This is a genomic window from Diaminobutyricimonas aerilata (genome assembly GCF_002797715.1).
Classification (GTDB): domain Bacteria; phylum Actinomycetota; class Actinomycetes; order Actinomycetales; family Microbacteriaceae; genus Diaminobutyricimonas; species Diaminobutyricimonas aerilata.
The window spans coordinates 1,100,063-1,125,658 of sequence record NZ_PGFF01000001.1 but is presented as its reverse complement, the minus strand read 5'-3'; the positions used below and the strand labels follow the sequence as shown (position 1 = coordinate 1,125,658).

General features: G+C 69.4%; 24 protein-coding genes. 16 read left to right on the top strand and 8 right to left on the bottom strand.

Annotation, left to right across the window (positions count from 1 at the left end):
• Window positions 1-5 precede the first annotated feature (5 nt).
• The 3 genes from CLV46_RS05440 to CLV46_RS05430 all read right to left on the bottom strand — a co-directional run bounded on the left by CLV46_RS05440 (window position 6) and on the right by CLV46_RS05430 (window position 5,431).
• Window positions 6-935 carry a DMT family transporter gene (locus tag CLV46_RS05440; RefSeq protein ID WP_170028532.1) on the bottom strand — a complete coding sequence of 310 codons (930 nt, stop codon included), beginning with the start codon at window positions 933-935 and terminating at the stop codon, window positions 6-8.
• 190 nt (window positions 936-1,125) lie between these two features.
• Window positions 1,126-4,164 (bottom strand): alpha-mannosidase, encoded by a 3,039-nt coding sequence (locus CLV46_RS05435; RefSeq protein WP_100363838.1) that lies wholly within the window; start codon window positions 4,162-4,164, stop codon window positions 1,126-1,128.
• A gap of 91 nt (window positions 4,165-4,255) precedes the next feature.
• Complete coding sequence (locus CLV46_RS05430; RefSeq protein WP_100363837.1) at window positions 4,256-5,431, bottom strand: glycoside hydrolase 5 family protein; 1,176 nt, start codon at window positions 5,429-5,431, stop codon at window positions 4,256-4,258.
• A 147-nt stretch (window positions 5,432-5,578) separates the two neighbouring features.
• Between CLV46_RS05430 and CLV46_RS05425 the strand changes: the two genes are divergently transcribed.
• The 8 genes from CLV46_RS05425 (at window position 5,579) to CLV46_RS16635 (ending at window position 12,442) form a co-directional block, all read left to right on the top strand.
• A complete protein-coding gene (locus CLV46_RS05425) occupies window positions 5,579-6,625 on the top strand; it encodes a LacI family DNA-binding transcriptional regulator (RefSeq protein ID WP_100363836.1) in 1,047 nt (348 codons plus the stop codon).
• A gap of 167 nt (window positions 6,626-6,792) precedes the next feature.
• Window positions 6,793-8,094, top strand: a complete 1,302-nt coding sequence (locus CLV46_RS05420; RefSeq protein WP_100363835.1) for an ABC transporter substrate-binding protein — start codon at window positions 6,793-6,795, stop codon at window positions 8,092-8,094.
• A 40-nt stretch (window positions 8,095-8,134) separates the two neighbouring features.
• Window positions 8,135-9,016: a carbohydrate ABC transporter permease gene (locus CLV46_RS05415; protein WP_100363834.1), complete on the top strand. Its 882-nt coding sequence runs from the start codon at window positions 8,135-8,137 to the stop codon at window positions 9,014-9,016.
• Window positions 9,013-9,963: a carbohydrate ABC transporter permease gene (locus CLV46_RS05410; protein WP_100363833.1), complete on the top strand. Its 951-nt coding sequence runs from the start codon at window positions 9,013-9,015 to the stop codon at window positions 9,961-9,963. The genes CLV46_RS05415 and CLV46_RS05410 overlap by 4 nt, the downstream gene beginning before the upstream one ends.
• 62 nt (window positions 9,964-10,025) lie before the next feature.
• Window positions 10,026-11,021: an NAD-dependent epimerase/dehydratase family protein gene (locus CLV46_RS05405; RefSeq protein ID WP_100363832.1), complete on the top strand. Its 996-nt coding sequence runs from the start codon at window positions 10,026-10,028 to the stop codon at window positions 11,019-11,021.
• 46 nt (window positions 11,022-11,067) lie between these two features.
• On the top strand, window positions 11,068-11,832 hold the full coding sequence (locus tag CLV46_RS05400; RefSeq protein WP_100363831.1) for an SDR family NAD(P)-dependent oxidoreductase: 765 nt from the start codon (window positions 11,068-11,070) through the stop codon (window positions 11,830-11,832).
• 58 nt (window positions 11,833-11,890) lie between these two features.
• Complete coding sequence (locus CLV46_RS05395; protein ID WP_100363830.1) at window positions 11,891-12,247, top strand: DUF4190 domain-containing protein; 357 nt, start codon at window positions 11,891-11,893, stop codon at window positions 12,245-12,247.
• Window positions 12,248-12,265: 18 nt separating this feature from the next.
• Window positions 12,266-12,442 (top strand): hypothetical protein, encoded by a 177-nt coding sequence (locus CLV46_RS16635; protein WP_157802238.1) that lies wholly within the window; start codon window positions 12,266-12,268, stop codon window positions 12,440-12,442.
• 145 nt (window positions 12,443-12,587) lie between these two features.
• Here the strand turns inward: CLV46_RS16635 and CLV46_RS05390 are convergent, their stop codons facing one another.
• Both CLV46_RS05390 and CLV46_RS05385 read right to left on the bottom strand, forming a co-directional pair.
• A complete protein-coding gene (locus tag CLV46_RS05390; RefSeq protein WP_100363829.1) occupies window positions 12,588-12,845 on the bottom strand; it encodes a Txe/YoeB family addiction module toxin in 258 nt (85 codons plus the stop codon).
• Window positions 12,842-13,093 carry a type II toxin-antitoxin system Phd/YefM family antitoxin gene (locus CLV46_RS05385; protein WP_100363828.1) on the bottom strand — a complete coding sequence of 84 codons (252 nt, stop codon included), beginning with the start codon at window positions 13,091-13,093 and terminating at the stop codon, window positions 12,842-12,844. Before CLV46_RS05385 ends, CLV46_RS05390 begins: the two co-directional genes overlap by 4 nt.
• 137 nt (window positions 13,094-13,230) lie before the next feature.
• On the opposite strand from CLV46_RS05385, the gene CLV46_RS05380 reads away from it, so the two are divergent.
• Both CLV46_RS05380 and CLV46_RS05375 read left to right on the top strand, forming a co-directional pair.
• Entirely contained in the window at window positions 13,231-15,042 is a 1,812-nt protein-coding gene (locus CLV46_RS05380) for a PTS ascorbate transporter subunit IIC (protein WP_100363827.1), read from the top strand.
• Complete coding sequence (locus tag CLV46_RS05375; RefSeq protein WP_100363826.1) at window positions 15,033-15,734, top strand: sugar isomerase domain-containing protein; 702 nt, start codon at window positions 15,033-15,035, stop codon at window positions 15,732-15,734. The genes CLV46_RS05380 and CLV46_RS05375 overlap by 10 nt, the downstream gene beginning before the upstream one ends.
• Here the strand turns inward: CLV46_RS05375 and CLV46_RS05370 are convergent.
• On the bottom strand, window positions 15,709-16,428 hold the full coding sequence (locus CLV46_RS05370; protein WP_100363825.1) for a GntR family transcriptional regulator: 720 nt from the start codon (window positions 16,426-16,428) through the stop codon (window positions 15,709-15,711). The genes CLV46_RS05375 and CLV46_RS05370 overlap by 26 nt on opposite strands.
• Window positions 16,429-16,734: 306 nt before the next feature.
• Between CLV46_RS05370 and CLV46_RS17130 the strand changes: the two genes are divergently transcribed.
• Together CLV46_RS17130 and CLV46_RS05365 are read left to right on the top strand one after the other, a co-directional pair.
• Entirely contained in the window at window positions 16,735-17,295 is a 561-nt protein-coding gene (locus tag CLV46_RS17130; RefSeq protein ID WP_425430402.1) for a GTPase-associated system all-helical protein GASH, read from the top strand.
• A 489-nt stretch (window positions 17,296-17,784) separates the two neighbouring features.
• A complete protein-coding gene (locus CLV46_RS05365) occupies window positions 17,785-19,473 on the top strand; it encodes an amidase (RefSeq protein WP_245866542.1) in 1,689 nt (562 codons plus the stop codon).
• Window positions 19,474-19,669: 196 nt separating this feature from the next.
• Here CLV46_RS05365 and ychF read toward each other — a convergent pair whose 3' ends face one another.
• Window positions 19,670-20,743: a redox-regulated ATPase YchF gene (gene ychF / locus CLV46_RS05360; protein ID WP_100363823.1), complete on the bottom strand. Its 1,074-nt coding sequence runs from the start codon at window positions 20,741-20,743 to the stop codon at window positions 19,670-19,672.
• Between the two features lie 118 nt (window positions 20,744-20,861).
• On the opposite strand from ychF, the gene CLV46_RS05355 reads away from it, so the two are divergent.
• The 4 genes from CLV46_RS05355 (at window position 20,862) to CLV46_RS05340 (ending at window position 24,550) form a co-directional block, all read left to right on the top strand.
• Window positions 20,862-21,515 (top strand): hypothetical protein, encoded by a 654-nt coding sequence (locus CLV46_RS05355; protein ID WP_157802237.1) that lies wholly within the window; start codon window positions 20,862-20,864, stop codon window positions 21,513-21,515.
• Window positions 21,516-21,552: 37 nt separating this feature from the next.
• Complete coding sequence (locus tag CLV46_RS05350; RefSeq protein WP_100363821.1) at window positions 21,553-22,242, top strand: hypothetical protein; 690 nt, start codon at window positions 21,553-21,555, stop codon at window positions 22,240-22,242.
• A 178-nt stretch (window positions 22,243-22,420) separates the two neighbouring features.
• Window positions 22,421-23,023, top strand: coding sequence for a 3'-5' exonuclease (locus CLV46_RS05345; RefSeq protein ID WP_100363820.1), 603 nt, complete (start codon window positions 22,421-22,423; stop codon window positions 23,021-23,023).
• Between the two features lie 57 nt (window positions 23,024-23,080).
• A complete protein-coding gene (locus tag CLV46_RS05340) occupies window positions 23,081-24,550 on the top strand; it encodes a DNA recombination protein RmuC (protein ID WP_100363819.1) in 1,470 nt (489 codons plus the stop codon).
• Between the two features lie 58 nt (window positions 24,551-24,608).
• On the opposite strand, the gene glpX is transcribed toward CLV46_RS05340, so the two are convergent.
• Window positions 24,609-25,571 carry a class II fructose-bisphosphatase gene (gene glpX, locus CLV46_RS05335; protein ID WP_100365907.1) on the bottom strand — a complete coding sequence of 321 codons (963 nt, stop codon included), beginning with the start codon at window positions 25,569-25,571 and terminating at the stop codon, window positions 24,609-24,611.
• Between the last annotated feature and the right edge of the window lie 25 nt (window positions 25,572-25,596).

Genomic DNA, 25,596 nt, shown 5'->3' with positions numbered 1-25,596 from the left:
CCTGATCAGCGGAGCGACGTGTCGTCCTCCGGAACGGTCGCCGGCACGGATGACGGGCCCGGTGGTGCATCGACCGGGGCGCGCCGCCAGGTGACGACGAACGACCCGGCGAGCACGAGCACGAATCCGACGATGGTCCAGACGGTGATGCGCTCGTCGAGCACGAGCGCGCCCGCGGCGATCGCGACCGCGGGGTTGACGTAGGTGATGGTCGTCGTCCGCACCGGTCCGATCTCGGCGATGAGCGCGAACATGATGAGGAATGCGCCCGCGCTGCACACGAGGGCGAGCGTCACGATCGAGCCGCTCACCGCGAGGGACGGCCACTCCGTGGGCCAGCCGCCGGTGAACGACACGAACGGCACGTAGACGATCGCCGTGATCGCGAGCGAGACGGCGACAACGCCGATTCCGGGCAGGTCGGACATCCAGCGAGAGAGGATCGCCGGACCAACGGCGTAGCCGACGACGACCACCCCGATCTCGGCGACACCCAGCAGGTCCGAACCGGCCACGTCGAGTCCGACGAGCGCCGCGACGCCGAGCATGCCGAGCAGGATGCCCACCCAGTTCCATCCCGTGACCCGTTCGGGTCGGCCCATGACGAACGCGACTCCGACGCCGACGAGCGGAACGGCCGCGATGAGCAGGCCAGCCGTGGAACTCGGCAACCGCGTCTCGGCGGAGCTCAGGAAATACCAGGGCAGCACGATCTCGACGACCGTGTAGACGAGCAGCGGCCGCCACCGTCGCAGCACCCTCGCCACCTGCTTGCGGTAGAACGCGAGCGGCAGCAGCGCGAGGGCACCGAGCGCGCTGCGGCCGAGCACGACCATCGCGGGGTCGAGTTCCTCGAGGGCGACCTTGATCAGCAGGTACGGGATGCCCCACGAGATCGCGAGGGCGATGAACAGCACGAGGGCGCGACGGGTCACAGTCCACCATCTTGGGTGTATCCGCCGACGCCGGACACCCCTCGCTGCGGACCCGGCAGCATCGCGGTGGAGTTCGGCACGAATTCGCCGTGCGAGGGCAGTCGTCGCGTCGGATCGCGCCGGCGCGATGACCGGCGCGATCCTCAACCTCGCGAGCGGATCGGTGATGGACTGACGCGACGTCGCGGCATCACCGGGACAGCCGCAGCGTCACCACCTCGAAGGGGCGCAGCTCCAGCGTCACGGTGATCGTCTCCTCGTCGACGGTCGTGGCGACGGACTCTGCCTCCACCGGGCGCTCGATCAGGTCGGTGCGGCTGATCGTGCCGAGACCGGGGGCGTCGAGGCGCACCTCGGTGCGGGCACGTCCGCCGCGCGACTCGTACAGCCGCACGATCACGTCGCCGGAGCGGTCATCCGCGAGCTTCACGGCGCTGATGACCACCGCCGGGTTCGTGCTCGTCGCGAGCGGCGACACCACGGCTCCGGTCGCATGGCGCGCCGGGGTGTTGAGACGGATGGCCGCCTCGGTGGCCGAGCCGACGTCCGCGCCGACGAGTACGCCGAACCGCATCGTCTGGGTCCCGCGGTCCGTTCGGGGATCGGGGAAGCGGGGTGCGCGCAGCATCGAGAACCGGGCGAGCTGTGACACGCGGTCGCCCTGCTTGACCCTCTGTACGTCGAAGCCGTGGCTCGAGTCGTTCAGGAACGCCACGCCGAAACCGGGCTCCTCGACGAGGAACCAGCGCTGCGCCTGGGTCTCGAACCGGGCGTCCTCCCACGACGTGTTCGTGTGCGTCGTGCGGGAGTGAACCCCGAACTGCGTCTCGGCGACCGCGTGGTCGGCGAACACGTCGACGGGGAAGGCGAGCTTGAGGAACTTCTCGGTCTCGGCCCACTCGACCGTGTTGTCGATGAGCAGGGTGCGACCGTCGTCGGCGAGGAACAGCCGCTGCCGGATGCTCGACTCCCCGAAGGACGTCGCGACCGTCACGGCGGCGCCGTCGAGGTCGACGACGGCGCCGGAGTCGAGGTCCTGCCGCATGTCGAGGTAGTGGGCGTCGACGTCCCACGCGTCCCACATGTTGGGGAAGTCCTGGTGCAGCTGCAGGAGGTTGCCGCGCTCCCCCGGCGGGACGGCGTCGCGACCCAGCGCGAGATCGACGGCGCTGACGACGTGCCCGTTCCCGTCGATCTCGATCTTCACGTGCTCGCTCTCGAGCACGAACCGGTCGCCCTCGCGACGGGCCGCGCGCGGAACCGGCGTCGGCCGCAGCGACACCGCGGCACCGGGCGCCCCGTTCCAGGTCACCGGTGCCGAGTTCACGAGGGTGCGCTGCGCGTCGGAGCGGCCGGCCGCCGAGACGTCGTCGAGGTCGACGCCGAGGGCCGCGAGCGCGTCGGCGATGATCGCCTCGAGCCGCCGGGCGATCTCGGCGTAGCGTTCCTCGGCCTCGCGGTGCACCCAGGCGATGGAGGTGCCGGGGAGGATGTCGTGGAACTGCAGCAGCAGCACCTCGCGCCACAGGTCGTCGACCTCGTCGTGCGGGAAGGCGTAGCCGGCACGGACGGCCGCGACGGCGCCCCAGAGTTCGGCCTCGGCCAGCAGCTGCTCGCTGCGACGGTTGCCCTGCTTGGTCTTGTGCTGGGTGGTGAAGGTGCCGCGGTGCAGTTCGAGGTAGAGCTCGCCGCGCCACACCGCCGGATCCGGCAGCTCCGCCATCGCGCGGTCGAAGAACGCGTCGGGCGACTCGAACACCACCCGGGGGCTGCCTTCGAGGTCCGCCATGCGCTTGCCTCGCGCGAGCATCTCGCGGGTGGTCCCGCCGCCGCCGTCGCCCCAGCCGGTCGGCGCGAGGGACGACGTGGCGACGGCCTTCTCCTTGAACTGGCGGGCGGCGCGCGCCACCTCCTCGCCGGAGAGCTGCGCGTTGTAGGTGTCCATGGGCGGGAAGTGGGTGAAGATCCGGCTGCCGTCGATCCCCTCCCAGAGGAAGGAGTGGTGCGGGAAGCGGTTCACCTGGTTCCACGAGATCTTCTGCGTGAGGAACCAGTCGAAACCCGCTCCGACGAGGATCTGCGGAAGCGAGCCGGAGTAGCCGAAGCTGTCCGGCAGCCAGGCTCCTCGGCACTCCACCCCGAACTCCTCGCGGAAGAAGCGCTGGCCGTAGCTGATCTGACGGATGAACGACTCTCCCGACGGAAGCACCGCATCCGGTTCGACCCACATGCCGCCGATCGGCACGAACCGCCCGGCGGCGACCGCCTCCTTCACCCGGGCGAACACCTCGGGTCGTTCGCGCTTGAGCCAGTCGTACTGCTGGGCGCTCGACATCGCGTAGACGAACTCGTCGTCTTCTTCGAGCAGCGTGACCATCGAACTCGACGTCCGCGCGACCTTGCGCACGGTCTCGCGGAGCGGCCACAGCCAGGCGGAGTCGATGTGGGCGTGGCCGACGGCCGTCAGCCGGTGCGCGCTCGGCTCCGCCGGGCTGGTGAGCACCTCGCGCAGTTCCGCCCGCCCGGCCGCGGCGGTGCCGGCGATGTCCTGCAGGTCGACGCGGTCGAGGGCCTTGTCGAGCGCCCGCAGGATGCGCGACCGCCGTGCCGAGTCGGCGCCGAGCTGCTGCGCGAGCTGCACGAGCACCTCGACGTCGTGCACGAGCTCGAAGACCTCCTCCTCGAAGACGCACGCGTCCACGCGACGGAGGCGGTAGAGCTCCTCGTCGGTCGCGGTGGCCGAGTCGCCCTGTTCGGTCGGGAGGAAGGGGTGGTAGTCGAGCAGCACGGGGTTCGACGCCGCCTCGATGTAGAACTCGATCGACTCTCCCCCGCGCGCCTCGGGCGTGACGGGGATCCACTGCGCGCGCGGGTTGAGCGAGCGCACGGGAGCGCCGTCGGGTCGGTAGACGAGTCCCTCGGCTTGGAAGCCGGGCATGTTCACGTCGAATCCGAGGTCGGCGACGATCTCCACGCGACGGCCCGCGAACGCGGCGGGCACCTCGCCGGTGATGCGGAACCACGTCGTGTCCCACGCCCGCCCCCACGTCGATCCGGCGGGCATCGGCTCGAACGACGCGGCGATCCCCTCCGACACGGGGATCGGCTCGCCGCCGACGGTGTGGCGGGCGAGTTCGAGCGGATGCGGCTGCGCGTGGATGGCGGGACGGAGCCGTTCCTCGAGCACGCGCGTCACGCGTCCGATGGTCAGCTGCTGGTTCTCGTGCATCGTGGTCTTCCGGTTCGTGGTGGTCGGGGCATGGCGGGGTGGACGGCGGGAGGGCCGGGTGGAGCGGGAGATGCGTGGTGAACGGCGGCGGTCAGGCGCGAGCCAGCGTGTCGGAGGGGACGAGCCGGACGAGCGGATGCCCGTGCGTGCGCGCCTCCTCCATGTACCGCCGCCAGAACGTGCCGCCGGGTGCGAGCGCCGCGCGTCCGCCGACCTCGTCGAGGTCGAGCGGGATCGACCTCGACGGCTCGCGCACCGGTGTCGATCTTGCCGCGGCGATGGCCCGCTGCACCGCGCGACCCTCCGGCTTGATCGTTCCGTGCTCGTCGATGAGCCCCAGGTCGTATTCGAGCTCCGGGAAGTCGGCGAGCGACCGGCTCACGTCGTGCGAGCACCACCAGGTGATGCCGTACAGCTCGGGCGCGCCGGCGAGGGCGTCGATCGTGTGCTCGATGAACGGCACGACCGACTCCGCGGGCAGCACGTTGCGCGGGGCGCCGAGTTCCTGCGCCCACACCGGCCGCGCCGGGTCGGTCTGGAACGCGCGGGCGAGCTCGACGAGGTAACGCGCGTGGGCCCGCGTCTCGAACGAGTCCGGTCCGTACTTCTGCGCGGTGCCGTTGAACACCCACGAATGCACGACGGTCGCATCCCCGATCCGCGCCGCATGCTGCGGGGTGAACGGCTGGGTGTCGTCGTACCAGGTGGCGTCGTAGCAGGAGTGCACGGTGAGCGCCTCGGGCGCGCCGGCCCGGCAGGCCGCGATCATCGTGTCGAGCCACCGGTCGATGTCGGCGACGGTGGCGGGATACGGCTCCGGATGCACCGTGCCGGTGAACTGGTTCACCTCGTTGCCGACGGTCATGCCGAGGAAGTTCGCGTGCGGTGCGCACGCGGCCGCGATCGTGCGCAGGTACTCGGCGGTGGACTCGATCACCTCCGGGTCGGTGAAGAACCCGCGCCGGTGCCAGCTTGTGAGCCACGCGGGCACGAAGTCGAAGCTCGAGAGGTGACCCTGCAGTCCGTCGACCGCGACGTCGAGCCCCCGCTGCGCCGCGAGTTCGAGCATCCACTCCAGGTCGTCGATCGCCGACGAGCGGATGAGGGTGCGATTCGGCTGGAACAGCGGCCAGAGCGGGAAGACGCGCACGTGGTCGACGCCGAGTTCCGCGATGGTGTCGAAGTCGCGGGCCACCTCATCGCTCGAGAAGTCGAGCCAGTGGTGGAACCAGCCCACCCGGGGCGTGTAGTTGACGCCGAACCTCATCTGTCGTAGTGCTCCCCGTCGGACGTGACGTGCGACGACCTCGGCGCCCCCATCGCACGGAACTTTAGCGCTTGAGCAAACCAACCACATCGGCGCGGAACGTCGCAACACTAGAGTGATCCCTGAAGCACTTGAGCGGGAGGCGTCATGACGGGCGACCACGGGGCCGTCGCGGATCCGCGGCGGCGCAAGCGCGTCACCATCGCGGACATCGCCGAACGCGCGGGAGTCACCAGCGGCGCCGTGTCGATCGCCGTCAACGGCAAACGCGGGGTCTCGGATGCGACGCGCGCGCGCATCCTCGAGGTCGCCAAGGAACTGCACTGGCGGCCCAGTCACGCCGCCCAGACCCTCATGGGCAAGAACGCGGAGACGATCGGGCTCGTGCTCTCCCGGCCCGAGGAGGTGATCGGCGAGGAGATCTTCTTCGCCAAGTTCATCGCCGGGGTGCAATCGGTGCTCAGCGAGCGCGGCTACTCCCTTCAGCTGCAGATGGCCGCCGACATCGCGGCCGAGATCGCCATCCACGAGAACTGGATCGCCGATGGACGCGTCGACGGCGTGCTCGTGCTCGACCCGCGCGCCGAGGATCCGCGCCTCAAGGTGCTCGCCGCGCTCGGGCATCCGACGATCGTGGTCGGCGGGGAGACCGAGAGCGACACGCTGCGCAGCGTGCACGTGGACAACGCCGGGTCGATGCGGCTCATCATGCAGCACCTGTTCGATCTGGGGCACACGCGCATCGCCTACGTGAGCGGCGACCAGAGCTTCTGGCACACCCAGCAGCGTATGGACGCGTTCTCGGCGTTCTGCATCGACAACGGCGTGTGGGGCCAGACGATCGCGGGCAACTTCGATCCGTCGCTCGCGAAGGACGCGACCCGACGCCTGCTCGCCTCGCCGCAACCGCCGACCGCCCTCGTCTACGACAGCGACGTCATGGCGATCGCCGGGATCAGCACGCTCTCCGGCCTCGGCGTCGCCGTGCCGGCCGACGTGTCGGTGGTGTCGTGGGAAGACTCCACGACGTGTCAGGTCCTGCACCCCACGCTCACGGCGCTCAACCGCGACGCCGTGACGCTCGGCAAGATCGCGGCCGCGGAGATGCTCCAGCTGCTCGCGCACGAACCGGTCGAGCATCCGCCCGTGCACGCGGCGATCGTGCACCGCGAGTCCACCGCAGCGCCCCGCTGAGCTCCCCCGGCCCGGTCCGCGCACGGCTCCACCCGGCCCGGGTCGGCGTGATTGACAACCGCGGCGGCCGGATGCTTTCATTCCACTAAAGCGCTGTAGTAAGGACCCGCCAGTCGGGCCGCACCGCGGTCGCGCACGTTTCGACATTGGTTCAAGGAAGAAGCTCTATGAAACTCACGACACGTCTCGCGACGGCGACCGCGGTACTCGCCGTCGGCGCCCTCGCCCTCACCGGCTGCACCGGCGCCGGACCCGCCGCCGGAAGCGACGGCCCCATCGACACGAGCGGCGAGCTGAGCGGAACGATCAAGTTCCAGAGCTGGTCGCTCAAGAACGAGAAGTTCAGCCCCTACTTCGAAGACCTCATCGCCGCCTTCGAGGAGGAGCACCCCGACGTCACCGTCGAGTGGCTCGACCAGCCCGGCGACGGCTACCAGGACAAGGTGTTGAGCCAGGCGAACTCGAACAGTCTCCCCGACGTGGTGAACCTGCCGCCCGACATCGCCTACCCGCTCGTGGCGGCCGGCAAGCTCGTCGACCTCGCAGCAGCGGACTCGTCGCTCGAAGACCAGTACGTGCCCGGCGCGTGGGAGGCATACACCTACCCCGGCATCGATGGCACCTACGGTCTGCCGTGGTACCTGGGCACCGACCTCGGCTGGTGGAACGGTGCGGCGCTGCAGCAGTACGGCGCGGACACCTCCGCGCTTCCGACGACCAACGAGGAACTCCTCTCCCTCGCCGAGCAGGTGGGCGAGGCGTCCGGCGGGCAGATGCCGCTGCTGTCGTCCATGCCCACGATCGACCTCTTCGCCTCGAGCGGTATCGAGGTCATGAACGACGACGGCGAATTCGTGTTCAACACCGACGAGGCCGCGGCGATCGTCGACCAGTTCGCGAGCGCGTACCAGGCGGGCGCTCTCCCCGCGGAGGCGCTGACCGGCGACTACGGCGGCAACGCCGACATGTTCAAGCAGGGCAAGGTGGCGTACACGACCGCCGGTTCCGGGTTCGCCGGCGACCTGCAGCGCGATGCCCCGAGCATCCGGGAGAGCGTCATCGCGACCCCGCGCATCGGCGATGCGCCGCTGTTCGTGCAGGGCGTCTCCGTCTCGAACGACTCGAAGAACAAGGCCGCCGCGCTCGCCTTCGCGGAGTACCTGACCAACACCGAGAACCAGGTCGCGTTCGCGCAGCTCGCCCTCGGCTTCGTGCCCGGCACCGTCGACGGCAGTGCGGATGTCGGCAGCCTCAGCGAGTCGGTCACCGACCCGCTGCAGAAGGAGGCGATGGAGATCGTCTCCGAGTCGATGAAGACCGCGCGCATCCTCATCCCCTTCCAGTGGACGAGCGCCATGAAGACGTACATGGACCAGCAGCTCGCGCTCGCCCTCAAGGGCGAGGTGGGGTCGAAGGAGGCCCTCGACAAGGTCGTGGAGTACGCGAACGACAACCTCGTCGAGTACTGAGCATCCGCACACCAGCACCCGGACCGACGGAAGGGCACCCGTGAGATCGCACAAGTGGTACACCCCCTGGCTTCTCGTGGCGCCCGCCGTGGTCTGGGTGCTGGTGTTCGGCCTCTGGCCGTTCCTCAACACGGTCATCCTGAGCTTCACCGACTCGCGACCGCTGCGCACCGGCGGGTTCGTGGGGCTCGAGAACTACGGGCGGATGCTGCAGGACGAGCAGTTCGGCTACGCCCTCACGACGAGCGTGATCTACATGATCGTGTGCGTTCCGCTGCTCACGATCCTGCCGCTGCTGCTCGCGTTGCTCGTCGAGAAGACGATCCCGGGCATCGCGGCGTTCCGCACGACCTTCTACTTTCCGGTGATCGCGTCGGTCGTGGTCGTCGCGCTCATCTGGACGTGGATGTTCGACAGCCGCGGCGTGATCAACCAGACGCTGCAGGCGTTCGGTCTGCTCGACAAGCCGGTTGCGTTCCTCGTCGACCGGTGGTGGCTGCTCGCCTGCGCGATCCTGCTCACGGTGTGGAAGGGTCTCGGCTACTACATGGTCGTGTATCTCGCGGCGCTCGGGAACGTGGGCCGGGAGCTGCACGAGGCGGCGATGCTCGACGGCGCGGGCGCGTTCCGCCGCTTCCTCTCGGTGACAATCCCCGGGGTGCGCGGCGCGATGCTGCTCATCTCCGCCCTCGTCGCCGTCGCCGCGATGCGCGTGTTCACCGAGCTGCACGTGCTCTCGAACGGAACCGGCGGCCCGGGCGGGCAGGACCTCTCCATCGTGATGCTCATCCGCCAGGTCGGGCAGGGTCTCAACGGCGACGTGGGGTACGCCTCCGCGTTGAGCGTCGCCCTGTTCCTGCTCACCGTGCTGCCCCTCATCGCGATCGCCTGGATGAACCGCGAGCGGAGGACCGTCTCATGACCGCGATCGACGACGCGAAGCGGGTGAGCGGGCCGGATGCCGGGACCACGCCGACCCCGCCGCGGGAACGCGCTCCTCGACGCCAGCGGCCGTACCGCCGGCGCGGATCGGGTGACTTCGCCCGCCCCACCCTCGGCGGGCTCGTCGGCCGGTACGCGCTGCTGCTCTTCGTGACCGTGCTCGTGGTGGGTCCGCTCGTGTGGCAGCTGTCGACCTCCTTCAAGGGTCCGGGCGACGACATCTACACGTTCCCGCCGAACGTCGTGCCGACCGACCCGACGCTGCAGAACTACGTGCGGGTGACCGATTTCATCCCCGTCTACCTGTACGCGTTCCACTCGCTCCTCGTCGCGCTCGGCACGGTGCTGAGCAACACGGTGCTCGCGACGTTCGCCGGCTACGCGATCGGGTGCATGCGGTTCCGGGGCAAGCGCATCGTGCTGGGCATCCTGCTCTCCACCCTGCTGCTGCCCGGCGAGGTGACGCTGACGAGCCAGTTCCTCACCATCCGCAACCTCGGTCTCGCCGACAGCCTGTGGGGCGTGTTCCTGCCCGGCGCGATCAACGCGATGAACGTGCTGCTCGTCGCGACGGCGTGCCGGGCGATCCCGAGCGAGATGCTGGATGCCGCGACCGTCGACGGCGCGACGACCTGGCAGCGCATCCGCCACATCGTGTGGCCGAACGTGCGCGGCATGGTGAGCGTCGTCGCGATCTTCGCCTTCATCGGCGCGTGGGACGACTACCTGTGGCCGCTCGTCGTGCTGAGCGACCCGGCGAAGTACACGCTCACGGTGGGTATGGCGTACCTGAACGGCAACTTCCAGGCCGACCCGCGCCTCATCGCGGCGGGCACGATGATCGCGCTCGTCCCCCTCGTGGTGATGTTCTCGATCACGCAGCGCTTCTTCTTCAAGGGAGTGCAGGAGGGCGCGGTCAAGGGCTGAGGTCGGCTCTGCCGTCAGCAGAACCGCTCGCGCTGCGCCCCGGCGTGCGCTGGGATGACGGCATGCGCATCCTCCTCCTCGGCGGCACCGCCTGGCTCGGCTCGCACATCGCCCGTGATGCGATCGCGCGCGGGCACGACGTCACGGCGCTCGCGCGAGGCTCGTCGGGCATGGCGCCGAACGGAGTGCGGTTCGTCACGGCCGACCGGGACGATCCCGCCGCGTACGAGGGCGTCGCCGGCGAGCGGTGGGATGCGGTGATCGACGTCTCGCGCCAACCCGGGCACGTGCGCGGCGCCCTCGCGGCGCTGAGCGACCGCACCGAGCACTGGGTGTTCGTGTCGACCGGCTCGGTGTACGCGCGCGACGACCGCCCCGGCGACGACGAGACGGCGGAGCGGCTCGAGCCGCTTGCGGGCGACACGATGCACGACATGTCGCAGTACGGACCGGCGAAGGTCGCGTGCGAGAACACGGTGCTCGCCGCTCGCGGCGACGGGGGTGCGCTCATCGCGCGGGCGGGGTTGATCGGCGGTCCGGGCGACGGCTCCGGCCGCACCGGCTACTGGCCGCGGCGCTTCGCTCGTCCCTCGAATGCCGAGGGGCGGGTGCTCGTGCCCGATGCGCCGCGACTCAGCACGCAGGTGATCGACGTGCGCGACCTCGCGTCGTGGCTCGTCGATGCCGCCGAGAGGCGCATCGCCGGCACGATGAACGCGTACGGCGACGCGACGCCCTTCGCCGAGCACCTCCGCCTCGCCCGCGAGGTCGCGGGCCACGACGGCGAGGTCGTCGCCGTGGCGCCGACGTGGCTCGCCGAGCACGGCGTCGAGGCGTGGATGGGCCCGCGCTCGCTGCCGATCTGGTTGCCCGAGCCGGAGTACAGCGGGCACAGCGCACGCGACGTCACCCGCTCCCGTTCCGCCGGCCTGCGCCCGCGACCGTTGGTGGAGACCCTCGCCGACACGCTCGCGTGGGAGTCGAGCGACGCCGGCGCGTGGCCGCGCCGCGCCGGACTGACCGACGATGAGGAACGCGAGCTGCTGGCGGCGGTCTAGTCGTTCCGGCCGTGCACCGGCAGACTGGCGCTCAGGGAGGTCGACGATGTTGTTGAACGAGAAGGTGGCGGTCGTGTACGGCGCCGCAGGGTCGGTGGGATCCACCATCGCGCGGGTCTTCGCCGAGGAGAGTGCGGTGGTGCACCTCGTGGGGCGCACTCGCGACTCCCTCGATCGCGTCGCCGACGACATCCGCGCCGCCGGGCACCGCGCCGAGGTCGCGACCCTCGACGCCTCGAAGCCCGATGAGGTGGATGCGCACCTCGAGTCGATCGGACGCGTCGACGTGACCGTCAACGCGACGAGCCTGCACGGCGAGCTCCAGGGCACCCCGTTGCGCGAGATGGACGTGGAGGACTACGTGCTGCCCACGGTCACCGCTCTGCGCACCAACTTCGCGATCGGCACCGCGGCGGCGCGGCGGATGACCGCCCAGGGTTCGGGCGCCATCCTCACCCTCTCGACCTCCGCATCCGCCCTGTCGGGCCGGGACCGCCGCTACCACGCGACCGGCGGGTTCGGCACGGCGTGCGCGGCGATCGAGGAGTTCACCCGCAGCCTCGCCGGGGAGGTGGGTCCGCACGGCGTACGCGTGGTGTGCCTGCGACCGGACGCCCTGCCGGAGTCGTGGGGCGACCCCGGGGAACTCGAGGACAACGAGACGTTCCACTACATGACCGCCGGCACGGCGCTCGACCGCATGCCGACGCTGCGGCAGGTGGCGGATGCGGCGGCGTTCGCCGCGTCGGATCGCGCCGGCGCGATGACCGGCGCGATCTTCAACCTCACGAGCGGGTCGGTGATGAGCTGACGCGCCCGCCAGAACTGGGGGTGGCTCGTTTCCCGCGGACTTCCCTACGCTGCCGGGAGTGACCTACCAGCCGCCGCACAGCCAGATCGTCTACCACCAGGCCGTCAAGGCGCCGTCGAACGGGATGGGGATCGCTGCGATGATCCTCGGCATCGTGGCGATCGTCATCGGCATCTGGACTCCCGTGCCGGTGCTCGGCCTCGTGTCGGCCTTCCTCGCGTTCGCCCCCGCCGTACTCGCGGCCGTGTTCGGGCACATCGGCCTGAGCCGCGCCGCCGGACTGGGCGGCATCGGACGCGGTCAGTCACTCAGCGGGCTGGTGCTCGGCTACGTCACGCTCGGCATCATCGTGCTCACCACCGCGCTCTGGATGGCCGCAATCGGCGCCGGCGGCGCGGCGGGCTACGCCGCCTGACGCACGCCCGAGCGCTGGATGCCGGCGACCGCGAGCGCGGGACTCGATCGCATGCCCGTGTTCGACCACCTCGGAGTCAGCGTCGACGACCTCGCCCGCGGTATCGCGCAGTTCCACCCGGTGCTGCACGCGCTCGGCATTGAACGCCACGATGCCGAGGGGTCGGTGTCGTGGCAGAGGGACGACGAGACTTAGCTCACTCTGATGCCCGCGCGGGCGCCCGGCACGGGTCCGCACGTGCACGGGCAGGTCGGGTGGCAGCACCTCGCTTTCGCCGTCGGCTCGCGGGAGGAGGTCGACCGGACCGCGGAACGCAGAGACCTGAGCGAGCACCGCGGCCTCATTCGTAATGGAAGCGGCACTGGGCGATGAGCACCGCATCGCCGGTCACCTTGTAGACGAGCCGATGCTCGTCAGTGATGCGACGTGACCAGTACCCCTGGAATCCGTGCTTGAGCGCCTCCGGCTTTCCGATGCCGTCGTTCCCGTTGCGCTGGATGTCGCGAAGCAGTGTGTTGATCCGTTTGAGCACCTTACGGTCTTGAGTCTGCCAGTACAGATAGTCCTCCCAGGCGCTCTCATCCCACACGAGCCTCACTCGTCGAGCTCACGCTCGGTTCCTGCGCCGTGTTCCAGTCGATCGATCGATGCGAGCAGCCGGCGCGCGTTGGCAGGATTGCGGAGCAGGTACGCCGTCTCCTTGAGGGACTCGTAGTCGTCAAGCGCGACGATGACGACCGGGTCCTTGCCCGCGCGTGTGACGACGACCTCTTCGCGGTCATCGAGCACCGCGTCGAGAGTCGCTGCGTATTTCGCTCGCGATTCGGAGTACGAGATGGTGCGCATAATCACATCCTTAGGTACAAGTTATTGTACGCAGCCACCCCGGTATGAGCAACCGGCACGCACCTTCCCCCGACCCGAATTGGGCTATACCATTGCGCAACGGCCGACACGCCGGCCGATCCGAGCGAGGGGGCCCCATGGATGCCATCGAGCAGATCGTCCGCGCCATCACCGACAACCTGTTCAGCCAGGTATCGCTACTGATCGGTCTGATCGCGCTTCTGGGCCTCGTCCTGCAGCGCAAACCCGCGGAGGACGTGGTCGCGGGCACGATCCGCGCCACCGTCGGCGTGATCGTGCTCACGATCGGCGTCGACATCTTCATCGGCGGGCTCGTCGCGTTCCAGGCGATCGTGTCGAGCGCACTCGGCCTCGAACCGCCCACCGCGGATTCGACGCTCGCCGAGTTCTCGGCCGGATCCGGATCGGTCGTGCCGCTCATCATTGCCGGCGGCTTCGTGGTGCACCTCGTGCTCGTGCGCATCTTCCGCGCCGCCCGCTACGTGTACCTCACCGGTCACCTCATGTACTGGATGAGCGTCGTGCTCGCCGCGAGCCTCGTCGAGGCGTACGGAGACGTGGACCGCTGGCTGCTCGCCGGAGTCGGCTCCATCCTCATCGGCTGCTACTGGGTGCTGCAGCCACTGTGGACCGCGCCGCTCATGCGCAAGGTGATGGGCAACGACGAGGTGGGCCTCGCACACACCGACTCGACGATCGCGATCGCCTCCGGCTACGCCGCCCGCGCGCTGCGCCTCGGAGACCCCGTGCGGCACGACGCCGAGCACCTCAAGCTGCCGCGCGCGCTGTCGTTCTTCAAGGACATCACCGTGTCGACCGCGTTCGTCACCGGCATCATCATGCTGATCGCCGTACTGTTCGCGGCTCCGGATGTGGTGGCCGAGCAGATCGGTGACGCCGCGGTCGCGCCGTGGGTGTGGGCGCTGCTGCAGGCGCTGCGCTTCGCCGGCGGCATCGCCATCATCCTCTTCGGCGTGCGGATGTTCCTCGCCGAGATCGTTCCGGCCTTCAAGGGCCTCTCCGACCGTCTGCTGCCCGGCGCGAAGCCCGCGCTCGACCTTCCGGTGACGTTCACGCGCGCCCCCACCGCGGTGATGCTCGGCTTCGTCAGCTCCACCGTGGTGTTCATCCTCTTCATGATCGGCTTCGCGACATCCGGCATCTTCGTGCTCATCCCGCCGATGATCATGCTGTTCTTCGGCGGCGGTGCGGGCGGCGTGTTCGGCAACGCGGTCGCCGGATGGCGCGGCGCGGTGTTCGGCGGCGTGCTCAACGCGGTCGTGCTGGCGGTCGGACAGTGGATCGGATGGGGTCTGTACAGCGGCACCGCTCCGGAGATCGCGACGCTCGCCGACGCGGACTGGTACGCGGTCGGCTGGCTCGTGCTCGGCGCGGGCCACCTGCTCGCCCCGCTCGGCGAGTGGACGCTGTGGGTCATCGCCCTCGCGGTACTCGCGGTCACGGTGATCGTGCTCGTCGCCCTCGGGCGTCGCATGCCGCGCGAACTGCCGGCGGACGCTGCTCCGGATGCTGCGCCCGCCGTGCCCGCTCCCGAGGGCGCCGCACTCGCCGCCGCTCCGTCCGGTCTCGGCACCGCTCCGAGCGCGGTGGCGACGGAACGCGCCACCTCCGAGCGCCCGGAGACGCTCAGCGTGCTCGCGGTGTGCGGCGCGGGGATGGGCACGAGTTTGATGCTGAAGATGACGGCGCAGAAGGCGTTCGGCAACCTCGGCATCCCGATCGAGATCGAGCACGCCGACGTGAGTTCGGCGCGCGGTCGCACGCCGGATCTCGTCGTCGCTCAGAGCAGCTACCTCAACGAGTTGGGCACGCTCGCACCGGTGATGGTGTCGGTAACCGAGTTCGTGAACGTCGAGCACGTGCAGACACGCATCGAGGCCGGACTCCGGGAGAAGGGATGGCTGTGACGCGCGACCTGGCGGACCTCGTCACCGACGTCTGCGAGCGCAACGCCGACGGAGTGCGCGCGGTCGCGGAGGCGATCGTCGCGTCGGGCCGCAACGGCGGCCTCGTGCGTGCCGCCGGCGCGGGGCACTCTCTGGCCGCGGTGCTGGAAACGTTCTTCCGCGCCGGCGGTCTCGCGCACGTGCGTCCGCTTTGGCATCCGCGGGTGCTCCCCCTCTACGGTGCGCGCACCGCGACCGCGGCGGAGCGCGAGCCGGGACTCGGGCGGGAGGTCGCAGAGGCGGCGGACATCCAACCGGTCGACACGGTCATCGTCTTCTCGACCTCGGGCATCAACCCCTACCCCGTGGAGGTGGCCCAGGTCGCCCGGAATGCGGGGGCGACCGTCGTCGCGATGACCTCGCGCGAGGCGAGCGCCGCGGCGCCGCTGCGGGCGGGTCAGCGGCTGTTCGAGATTGCGGACATCGTGCTCGACACCGGCGTCGCGCCCGGCGATGTCTCGTGGCCGCCTTCCGCGCCTGTCACGGCGCCGACGTCGAGCCTCGCGAACGTGGCGCTGTGGACGGCCGTGCTGCGAGAGGTGCACGAACTCAACCCGGAGACGCCGCGCTGGCGCAGCGCCAACATGGCGGGCAACGACGACGCGAACGCGAAGCTGGAGCAGCGGTTCAGCCCGCAGATCCCCGAGATCTGACCGGCTCGATGTGCGCGGAGAGCTCGAACCGCTCCCCCGCGTAGGTCGAGATGGTGTGCTCGACGACGCGCCCGCCGGCCGAGGAGGTGCGTTCGAGTTCGAGTACAGGGCTGCCGTTCGCGATCCCGAGAAGCGGCGCCACCTCCTCGTCGGCGAGGGCAGCACGGATGGTCTGCTCTCCCCCATCGAACCAGAGCCCGTACTCCCGCTCGAGCACCGCGTAGAGCGACTCCTGCGCGAGGTCGAACCGCTCGATGCCGGGCACCAGTTCTCCGACGAGCGTGCTGCGTTCGATCGCGAGCGGCTGCTTGTCGGCGAGTCGCACGCGGTGGAGTTCCACAACCTCCTGCGTTCTCAGCTTCTCGGTCTGGGTGGCGGTGGCCGCACGCCGCTCGAATCGGAGCACCGAGCTCGTCGGGACCATGCCGCGCACGCGCACGTCTTCACTGAAGCTCGTGAGCCGCAGAGGCAGGCTTACGCCGGGCCGCGAGACGAAGGTGCCGCGCCCGACCTCGCGAACGACGAGCCCCTCGTTCTCGAGCGCCTCGAGCGCCTTCCGCGCCGTCATGCGCGCAACACCGTGTTCCTCCGAGAGCGCGCGCTCGCTTGGCAGCGGAGCCCCTACCGGCAGGGACGCTACGGCGGTGCGCAGCTGGGCGGTCAGCTGCCGATACCGCGGCTCCTGTGCTTTCATCACGCTCCTATCACCACTTGCGTCGCGCACTCATACCTGCAGTACGCAAACCGCAAGATAGTACGGCGTTGGACGCGCCCGGAGAAGCGTGGCCCCTTAGATATCGACGCGGCGCCTTGGGACGCAGGATCATCAAGTCCGAACCTGAGCCGATTTCGTTCAATGCCCGTTCAGGTCGACTCCCGTTGATGCGGTCAGATGGGCCGCTGGCCATCAAATGGCATAGGGAGAACCTGATGGATTTGATCGGAGACCTTCTCCGTGCCGGCTCTTGACGCAGATCGGTGAGGGTGAAGACCGAGTTACATGCTCCGGTCAGCGACGAAGACGCTGACCAGGCGGTTCGCCTCGGACCTTCGAGCCCTGATTCCTCAAGCTCTAGCTGCGGGGGTAGACGAATCTACCTCGGCGATTGCGTATCCGATGCGGGCGGCGGATGCTGCGCTGCTCGACGAGTGGTCCACGTATCGAAACGTGTTTCCCGAGCCGCCAGCGGAGGTTCTCCGGGCAATGCTCGTCGGTGCGGTCGCACAAGCATCAGAGCATGACTTCTTTACCCAGAGGGCCCCAACCAAGATGCTCTCTGGAAGCGATCCGGGGGGACCCCGCGCGGCTCCGCATGGAGGGCCCTGGTGCAACCCGCTGGTGGAATGCAGTCCAAACTCTGAAGCAAGGTGGCGGTGGCGGAACCATCACCTTGGATGCTCTCCTCGCCCAGATGCGAGCAGGCTACCCAGGCAACGATTCCTCGACTTCCTTGCGATGAAGGCGAGCATAGGAGTCTCGCACCACGGCTATCGCAATTTCCGGCCGTTGGGCACAACTTACATTTGCGGAGCTCTTGCCGATCGCCCCGTGGAGCCGTAGCGCGTTGCGGGATTTGCGTCGAGCGCAAGCACGCGTTCTTAGGCGCTACGGCGCGACTTGGCCGGTAGGCGCGCGTTCCACGCTGTGTGTGCCGATGTGCCGTACTAGACGTTGACTCGGAACTCCACCACATTCCGTCGCGAAGCGACATCTCGGTTGGCTCGCTGGTGCCTACGCGGTGGCTGACGACGTCCCCGCGGTTTCTCACGAATACCCCTCTGCTCCGGTGCGGCCGCGCTTCCAGCAGGGGTACTCCACCCTGTTCGTGCAAATGTCCCGAACCCGTGGACGCAGAATGTTCCCCGCGCGAAATGCAAGCGAAACAAGCTGCGGCCAGCATCAAGGGATTCTCCCCTCCCCTACGGAAAGAGCCCTTCCCGAATGCCCGTTTCTGCCTTCTCGAAACTCTCCCGCGTGTCCGCTGTTTCGGCGGTCTGCGCCGGTCTCGCCGTCGCTGGCTCGATCGGTGCTCCCGCTCATGCCGCGTCCATGTCTGCACCGGCGGTCGTCGATCTCGGCATCGCCGATGTCCTCGCCTTGCTCCAGTCGGGGCAGACGACCTCGGTAGCTCTCACGCAGGAGTACCTCGACCGGATCGCCGCCTACGACGACCCCTACGGTGACCAGCCAGGACTAGCCGCGATCATCCTCGCCAACCCGGACGCGCTCGCGACCGCGGCGGAGCTCGACGCGGAACGTGCGGCGGGCAGCCTGCGCGGGCCACTGCATGGCGTCCCCATTGTGGTGAAGGACAACTACGCAACCTTCGACATGCCGACGACCGCGGGCAGCATCGCGTTGCGCAGCTACCAGACGAAGGTCGACTCCACGGCGGTCGAGCGCCTGAGAGCGGCGGGCGCGATCATCCTCGCCAAGACGAACATGGCGGAGCTCGCCTGGCACGGCACCTACACGGCGAGCTCCGAGCGTGGACGCACGGCGAATCCGTACAACCAGGCCAACAGCGCGAGTGGTTCGAGCGGCGGCACGGCCGCCGCGGTCGCGGCGAGCTTCGGTCCTGCGGGCCTTGGCACGGACTCGTGCGGCTCGATTGTGGGTCCGAGCGCCCACCAGAGCCTCGTCGGTTACCGACCGACGATGGGCCTCACGAGTGTGGCCGGCATCGTGCCGCTCTCGCTGCGTCAGGACGTGTCCGGGCCGATGACGAAGACCGTCACCGACGCCGCGATCCTGATGGAGGTCCTCGCGGGCTACGACCCCGCCGACCCGCAGACCGTGATCGCCGATGAGCAGGACTCCGACATCTACCTGGAGGGCCTCAGCGAGACCGCTCTCGTCGGCAAGCGGATCGGCTACTTCCACTGGACGTTCGAGGAGGACCCGGCCCGGCCGGGTCTCGCCGAGACAACGGCCCTCGTCGACCAGGCCGTAGCCGACCTGGCGGCGCAGGGCGCCGAAATCGTCGACATCACCGACACCTTCACTCGCGAGTTCGTCAGCGGGACGCTCGCGAGCGGCGGATGGATCGACATGCGTCACGACATCGACACCTTCTTCGCGAACACGGAGGCAGAGTGGCCCGAGGGCCTCGCCGAACTGACGGCACCCGCTGGTGCGCTCACCTTCACCGACCTGATCGAGGACGGCCGATCCTCGCTCACGCAGGGCGACATCGACTACTTCATGAGCGCCGAGCCGATCCCGAACCAGGCGTGGATCGACGCGGGGCTCGCACAGCAGGCCGGCCGCGCCGCCATGTACCAGTACTTCCTCGACCACGACCTGGACGCGATCGCGATGCCGACGAGCGCGACTTCGGCGACGCCGGACTGGGCGGGCACGACCTTCTGCGACGTGGGAGCGAACACGGGCGTGCCGACAGTCTCGTTGCCGGCGGGCTTCACCTCGACCGGCGCCGCGGTGGGCCTTGAGCTTGCGGCTCCGCGCAGCCAGGACGCGAGCCTTCTGGCGATGTCTTACGACTACGAGCAGGCCACCCTGCACCGCGTGCCGCCGGCGTCCACCCCGGAGCTCGACCACACGGTGCCATCTGCTGGCGGCACGCCTGAGTCGCCGGCGGCGGCGCCTAGCCCGACTCTCGCGGCGACCGGCCCCGCCGACGCGACACTGCAGGCCGGCGTCGCGGCGGGTCTCCTCGCGGCTGGAGGAATAACGCTGGTCGTGAGCCAGCGCCGCAGGAGGAGCCACACCTCCTGAGTGAGGCATGAGAGGAGGGGCCGGCGCCTATGGGCGCCGACCCCTCCTCGGTCGTTCGACTGCTACCCAGACGCGCATCGCGGGCCCGGGTGTCTCACCCTGACCCTGACGCTACCAGCGCCCTGGCGACGACGCGGGGTCTCGTGTGCGGGACTCTTCCCCGACCGCGGCGGGACCGACTAGGCGCGCAGCCCTGTCACACGTTGAAGCGGAACTCCACGACGTCGCCGTCCTGCATCACGTAGTCCTTGCCCTCGATGCGCGCCTTGCCCTTCGCGCGGGCCTCGGCGATCGATCCGGTGGCGACGAGGTCGTCGAACGACACGATCTCGGCCTTGATGAAGCCCTTCTCGAAGTCGGTGTGGATGACGCCGGCGGCCTGCGGGGCCTTCCAGCCCTTGCCGATGGTCCAGGCGCGGGCCTCTTTCGGGCCGGCCGTGAGGTAGGTCTGCAGTCCGAGGGTCTCGAAGCCGATGCGGGCGAGCTGGTTGAGGCCGCTCTCGTCCTGACCGGTCGAGGCGAGCAGTTCGGCGGCGTCGTCGGGGTCGAGGTCGATGAGCTCCGACTCGATCTTCGCGTCGAGGAACACGGCTTGAGCCGGGGCGACGAGGGCGGCGAGTTCGGCCTTGCGTCCGGCATCCGTCAGCACCGCCTCGTCGACGTTGAAGACGTAGATGAAGGGCTTTGCGGTGAGCAGCCCGAGTTCCTTGATCGGAGAGATGTCGACCTTCGTCGCCGAGAGCGGCGCGCCCGTGTCGAGCGCCTCCTTCGCGGCGAGAGCGGCGTCGAGCACGGCCGTGTCGATCTTCTTGCCGCGCACCTCCTTCTCGTAACGCGGGATCGCGCGCTCGAGGGTCTGCAGGTCGGCGAGCACGAGCTCGGTGTTGATCGTCTCCATGTCGCTCGCCGGGTTCACCGCGCCGTCGACATGCACCACATCCGAGTCCTCGAATCCGCGCACGACCTGCGCGATCGCATCCGCCTCACGGATGTTGGCAAGGAACTGGTTGCCGAGCCCCTCCCCCTCGCTCGCGCCGCGCACGATGCCGGCGATGTCGACGAACGACACCGTCGCGGGCAGGATGCGCTCCGAGGAGAAGATCTCGGCCAGCACGTTCAGCCGCGGGTCGGGCAGGTTCACGACCCCGACGTTGGGCTCGATCGTCGCGAACGGGTAGTTCGCGGCGAGCACCTGATTCTTGGTCAGGGCGTTGAAGAGCGTCGACTTGCCGACGTTGGGAAGACCGACGATTCCGATAGTGAGAGCCACGGGGGTCAATCGTACCGACGCGCTGCCGTGCGCCCCGCCGATAACGGTTCGGATACGGCGGTGGTAGTTCGTTCTGCAGGATGACTCACCCGACCCCTGGGTGCGTCACAGTGTGCTCGTGAAGAAGCTTCTCCTTGCCGCAGCGGCCGTGCTTGCACTGGCCGGATGCACGACGACGGCTCCCGCAGCGGACCCCACGCCGTCCGACTCCGCGTCGCCCTCGTCCACCCCGACGGCCGCGCCCGAGCCGGAAGTCGACGAGATCGTCATCACGTCGGCCGGCCTCCGCCTGCTCGACGACGGTACCGAGCTCGACGCGCTCGGCTGGTTCGACCTCGCCGAGGAGTCCATCGCCGCGCTCACGGACGCGTTCGGCACCGAGCCCGAGGAGGTGCCGTATCCGGGACACATCGAGGCGGCACCCGGCACTGACTACAAGTGGGACGGCTTTGTCTTCCGCGTGCAGGACTTCGAAGCCGAACCGCCGCTGTGGAGCAACATCTCGGTGATCAGCTCCGTGTCGAGCGTCGGCGACGTGGCGATCCGCACCGGTGACGGGCTCACGATCGGCTCCCCCACCTCGGCAGTGCAGGCGCTCAACCCGCCGATCGCGAACCCTTACGAGCACGAGGGACTGTCGTACACCTATTTCGCCGTCGATCAGATTGAGATCGAGTCGCCCAGCACGCACAACTTCGTCGGCGTGCGTGTCGAGAACGACCGCGGACTCGTCGTCGAGTTGAACGCTCCCAGCGCCGACTACGGCGTCTGACTCCTCCCTCCACTCGATCACACCGCAAGGAACCCACGTGCACGACAACTCGACCCTCCGCCGCCTGCTGCTCGTCGCGGTGGCCGCGCTCACTCTCGCCGGATGCGCGACCGCCGCCCCCGCGGAGCCTGTCGCGTCCCCCTCGGCGTCGTCCCCATCCCCTACCCCGACGCCCACCGAAGACCCCGACGCGCCCGCCGCGATCGTCATCGGGCCGGCCGGATTCGCCGTGCACAGTGCCACGGATGAGGTACTCACCGAGGTGCGATGGGACGCCGAACCGGACGCGCTGCTCGAAGCAGTGGACGTCGCGTTCGAGGCGGACCCGGTCACAGGAGAGGAGAAGGGCGACGGCACGCACATCGCCGACTTCGACACCTACGCCTGGGAGGGACTGACTCTCGGCATCGCGCGCCTCGACTTCCCGCGCACCGACTACTTCCTTCCCGCCTGGATCCGCGTGGACGCACCGACCGTCGAAGAGCTCGACGTCGTCACGCGCACCGGGCAGCACGTCGGCTCCGACCTGACCACGATGCCCGGCTTCGCCGAAGCGGTCCGCCGTGACTGGTTCGAGGGCGGCGTGATGTACCTGACCGATCCCGAGTTCCCCGAGCGGGTCGGTTCCGAGAGCAAGACGACCAAGATGATCGGCCTGCTCGGCACGCCCGACGGCGGGCCGGTCACCGCCATTCACTCGCCCCAGGAGTCGTACCTCGGGTTCTGACGGCCCGCCTCCGCCGAGTGTGCCCGTTCGCGACACTTTCGTCCCGGATTCCGGCGGATTCTGTCGCGAATGGGCACGCTCGGCGCGCTGAACGGCCACGAGGAGCGCGCGGCCGCCGTTCCGAGGTGAGCGGCGCGGCATCCGTCGCCACGTCGGAGGGCCGTGCGAGCCTTCGCTCGTGCCCCTCGACTTCACCGCGATCGACTTCGAAACCGCCAACAACTCCCCCGCGAGCGCCTGTTCCGTCGGCATGGTGAAGGTGCGCGACGGGCGTGTCGTCGACGAGGCGCAGTGGCTCATCCGCCCCACCTTCGGCGGGTTCTCGATGTGGAACACCCGCATCCACGGCATCACCGAAGACGACGTGATCGACGCCGCCACCTGGGCGGAGCAACTCGACGATCTCGTCTCGTTCGCCGAGAACGACCACCTCGTGGCGCACAATGCCGGGTTCGACATGGGCGTCATCCGGGCGGCGTGCGACGCGCACCTGCTGCCGACGCCGGGCTACAACTACCTGTGCACGCTGCAGCTCGCCCGTAAGACCTACCACCTCGACTCCTACCGCCTGCCCGTCGTGGCGATGGCCGCCGGCTTCGAGGACTTCTCCCACCACGACGCCCTCGAGGATGCCCGCGCCTGCGCCGCGATCGCGGTCCACGCCGCTCGGCGCCACGACGCGCCCGACGTGACCGGACTCGTCGACCTCGCCCGCCTGAAGCTCGGCACCATCGGAACCGTTGCGACGCCGCTCGGAGCGGCGGTTCCCACCTTCGTCTGAGGGCGGCACGGGCGGGTCGCGGCCGGCGATGTCGGAACCCGCTGCGACACTGAAGACATGGACGCGGTTCTCCCTCTTCTGCTCGGACTCCTCATCGGTGTCGCCCTCGGCGCGGTGATCGGTCTGCTCGTCGCACGGTCGCGCCGGGTCGAGCCCGTGACGGATCTCGCCGACCACCGGCTCGTCGAGGAGCAGCACGCCCGGGAGCTCGTCGAGCTGCGCGCCGCCGAGGCGGAGGTGCGCGCCGAACTGCAGGCGGCCGAGTCGATGCGGCGTGCGGAACTCGAGCGCGAGCTCGCGTCGATCACCGCGACCGCGGAGAGCCTGCGCGAGCAGGTCGCGACGCAGCAGCAGCGCAACGCCGAACTCGTCGAGCGGCACCGCCTCGAGGCGGAGGCGCGCGTCGAGGCGGAGCGCCGTGAGAGCAAGGTGCTGCAGGCGCTCACGCCCGTGCAGGAGACGCTCCGCACGATGCAGCAGAAGGTCACCGAGCTCGAGACGCAGCGCAACCTGCAGCACGGCGAGCTCGCGCAGCAGCTGCGCAGCGCCACCGAGTCGGAGGAGCGTCTGCGCGCCACCGCCGAGTCGCTCGCCGCCGCCCTCAAGAACAACTCCACCCGCGGGGTGTGGGGCGAGACGCAGCTGCGCAGCGTCGTCGAGGCCGCCGGACTCCTGCAGCGGGTCAACTTCGACGTGCAGTCGAGCATCGTCTCCGACCGCGGCCACGGCCGCCCCGACATGGTCGTCAACCTCCCCGGCGGCAAGAGCATCGCCGTCGACGCGAAGGTGCCGTTCAACTCCTACATCGAGGCCAACTCGATCGCCGCGACGGCGCCGGATGCGGAACTCGCGCGCCGCGAGACCCTCATGCGAGCGCACGTGAAGGCGGTGCGCGACCACATCACGACCCTCGGCAGCAAGGCGTACTGGGAGGGACTCGACGCGAGCCCCGAGATGGTGATCGCGTTCATCCCGAGCGAGTCGCTGCTCTCGTCCGCACTCGAGGTGGACCCGACGATCATGGAGTTCGCGTTCTCGAAGCGCGTCGCGCTCGCCTCGCCCGTGACCCTCTTCTCCGTGCTGAAGACGGTCGCCGTGAGCTGGCAGCAGGCCACCGTGACCGAAGAGGCGAAGACGCTGTTCGACCTCAGCCGCGAGCTCTACGGACGCCTCGCCACCATGGCGCAGCACGTCGAGAAGCTCGGCCGCTCGGTGAAGGCGACCGTCAACGACTACAACAAGTTCGTCGGATCGCTCGAGCGCCAGGTGCTGCCGTCGGCCCGCAAGCTCAACGTGCTCGACGAGTCGAAGGTCATCGGCGCGATGGAAGGCGTCGAGGAGACGCCCCGCGAGTTGACCGCGTACGAGCTCACCGGCACGACCGAGCGCGCGCCGAAGCGCGCCGTCGCCGCGGCCGTCGAGCTGGAGTTCGCCGCCCTCGAGGAGACCGGCATCGGCCGCCCGGAGATCGACCCCGCGCAGGTCACACCCGTGCTCGGCGACGAGGAGACCCGCCGCACCGCCTGACCGGCGACACGACGTACGAGAAGGGCCGCGCGATCACTCGCGCGGCCCTTCGCCGTAGTCAGAGGGTGGCGCGCAGCGCCGGGCCCTCATCGAGCCACTTCTCGGCGAGGTGGTCCGCGACGACGCGGCGGACCGTGCCCGAATGGGACCGCAGCACGATGCTCTCGGTGCGGATGATCGGCCCCTTGCGACGCACACCCTCGACGAGCTCGCCGTCGGTCACTCCGGTGGCGACGAAGAACGTGTTGTCGCTGCGCACCAGCTCATCGGCGCCGTACACGTAGTCGAACTTGAGTCCTGCGGCCGCTCCGCGCTCGCGCTCCTCAGCCGTCTTCGGGGCGAGCCGGCCCTGGATGAGACCGCCGAGCGCCTTGATCGCGCACGCGGTCGCGACACCCTCGGGACTGCCCCCGATTCCGATGCACATGTCGATGCGGCTCTCGTACCGGGCCGCGTTGATGCCGCCGGCGACGTCGCCGTCGAGCAGCAGACGTGTGCCGGCGCCGGCCTCGCGGATCTCCTCGATGAGCTGCGCGTGCCGCGGACGGTCGAGCACCGCGACGCGGATCTCGCCGACGTCCTTGCCCTTCGCCTTCGCCAGGGCACGGATGTTCTCGCCCACCGACTGCCGCAGGTCGACGACCCCGATGCCCTCGGGCCCGGTGACGATCTTCTCCATGTAAAACACGGTCGACGCGTCGAGCATGCTGCCGCGGTCGGCGACGGCGAGCATCGACAACGCGTTCGGGCGGCCAGCCGCGGTGAGCGAGGTGCCGTCGATCGGGTCGACGGCGATGTCGCACGCCGGGCCGCGTCCCGTGCCGACGATCTCGCCGTTGTAGAGCATCGGCGCGTGGTCCTTCTCACCCTCGCCGATCACCACGACACCGTCGAAGTCGACGGTACCCAGGAACTTGCGCATCGCATCCACCGCCGCCTTGTCGGCGGCGTTCTTGTCGCCGCGTCCGATGAACGGCACGGCGCGGATGGCCGCCGCCTCGGTCGCCCGCACGAGTTCCATGGCGAGGTTGCGGTCGGGGTGCTGA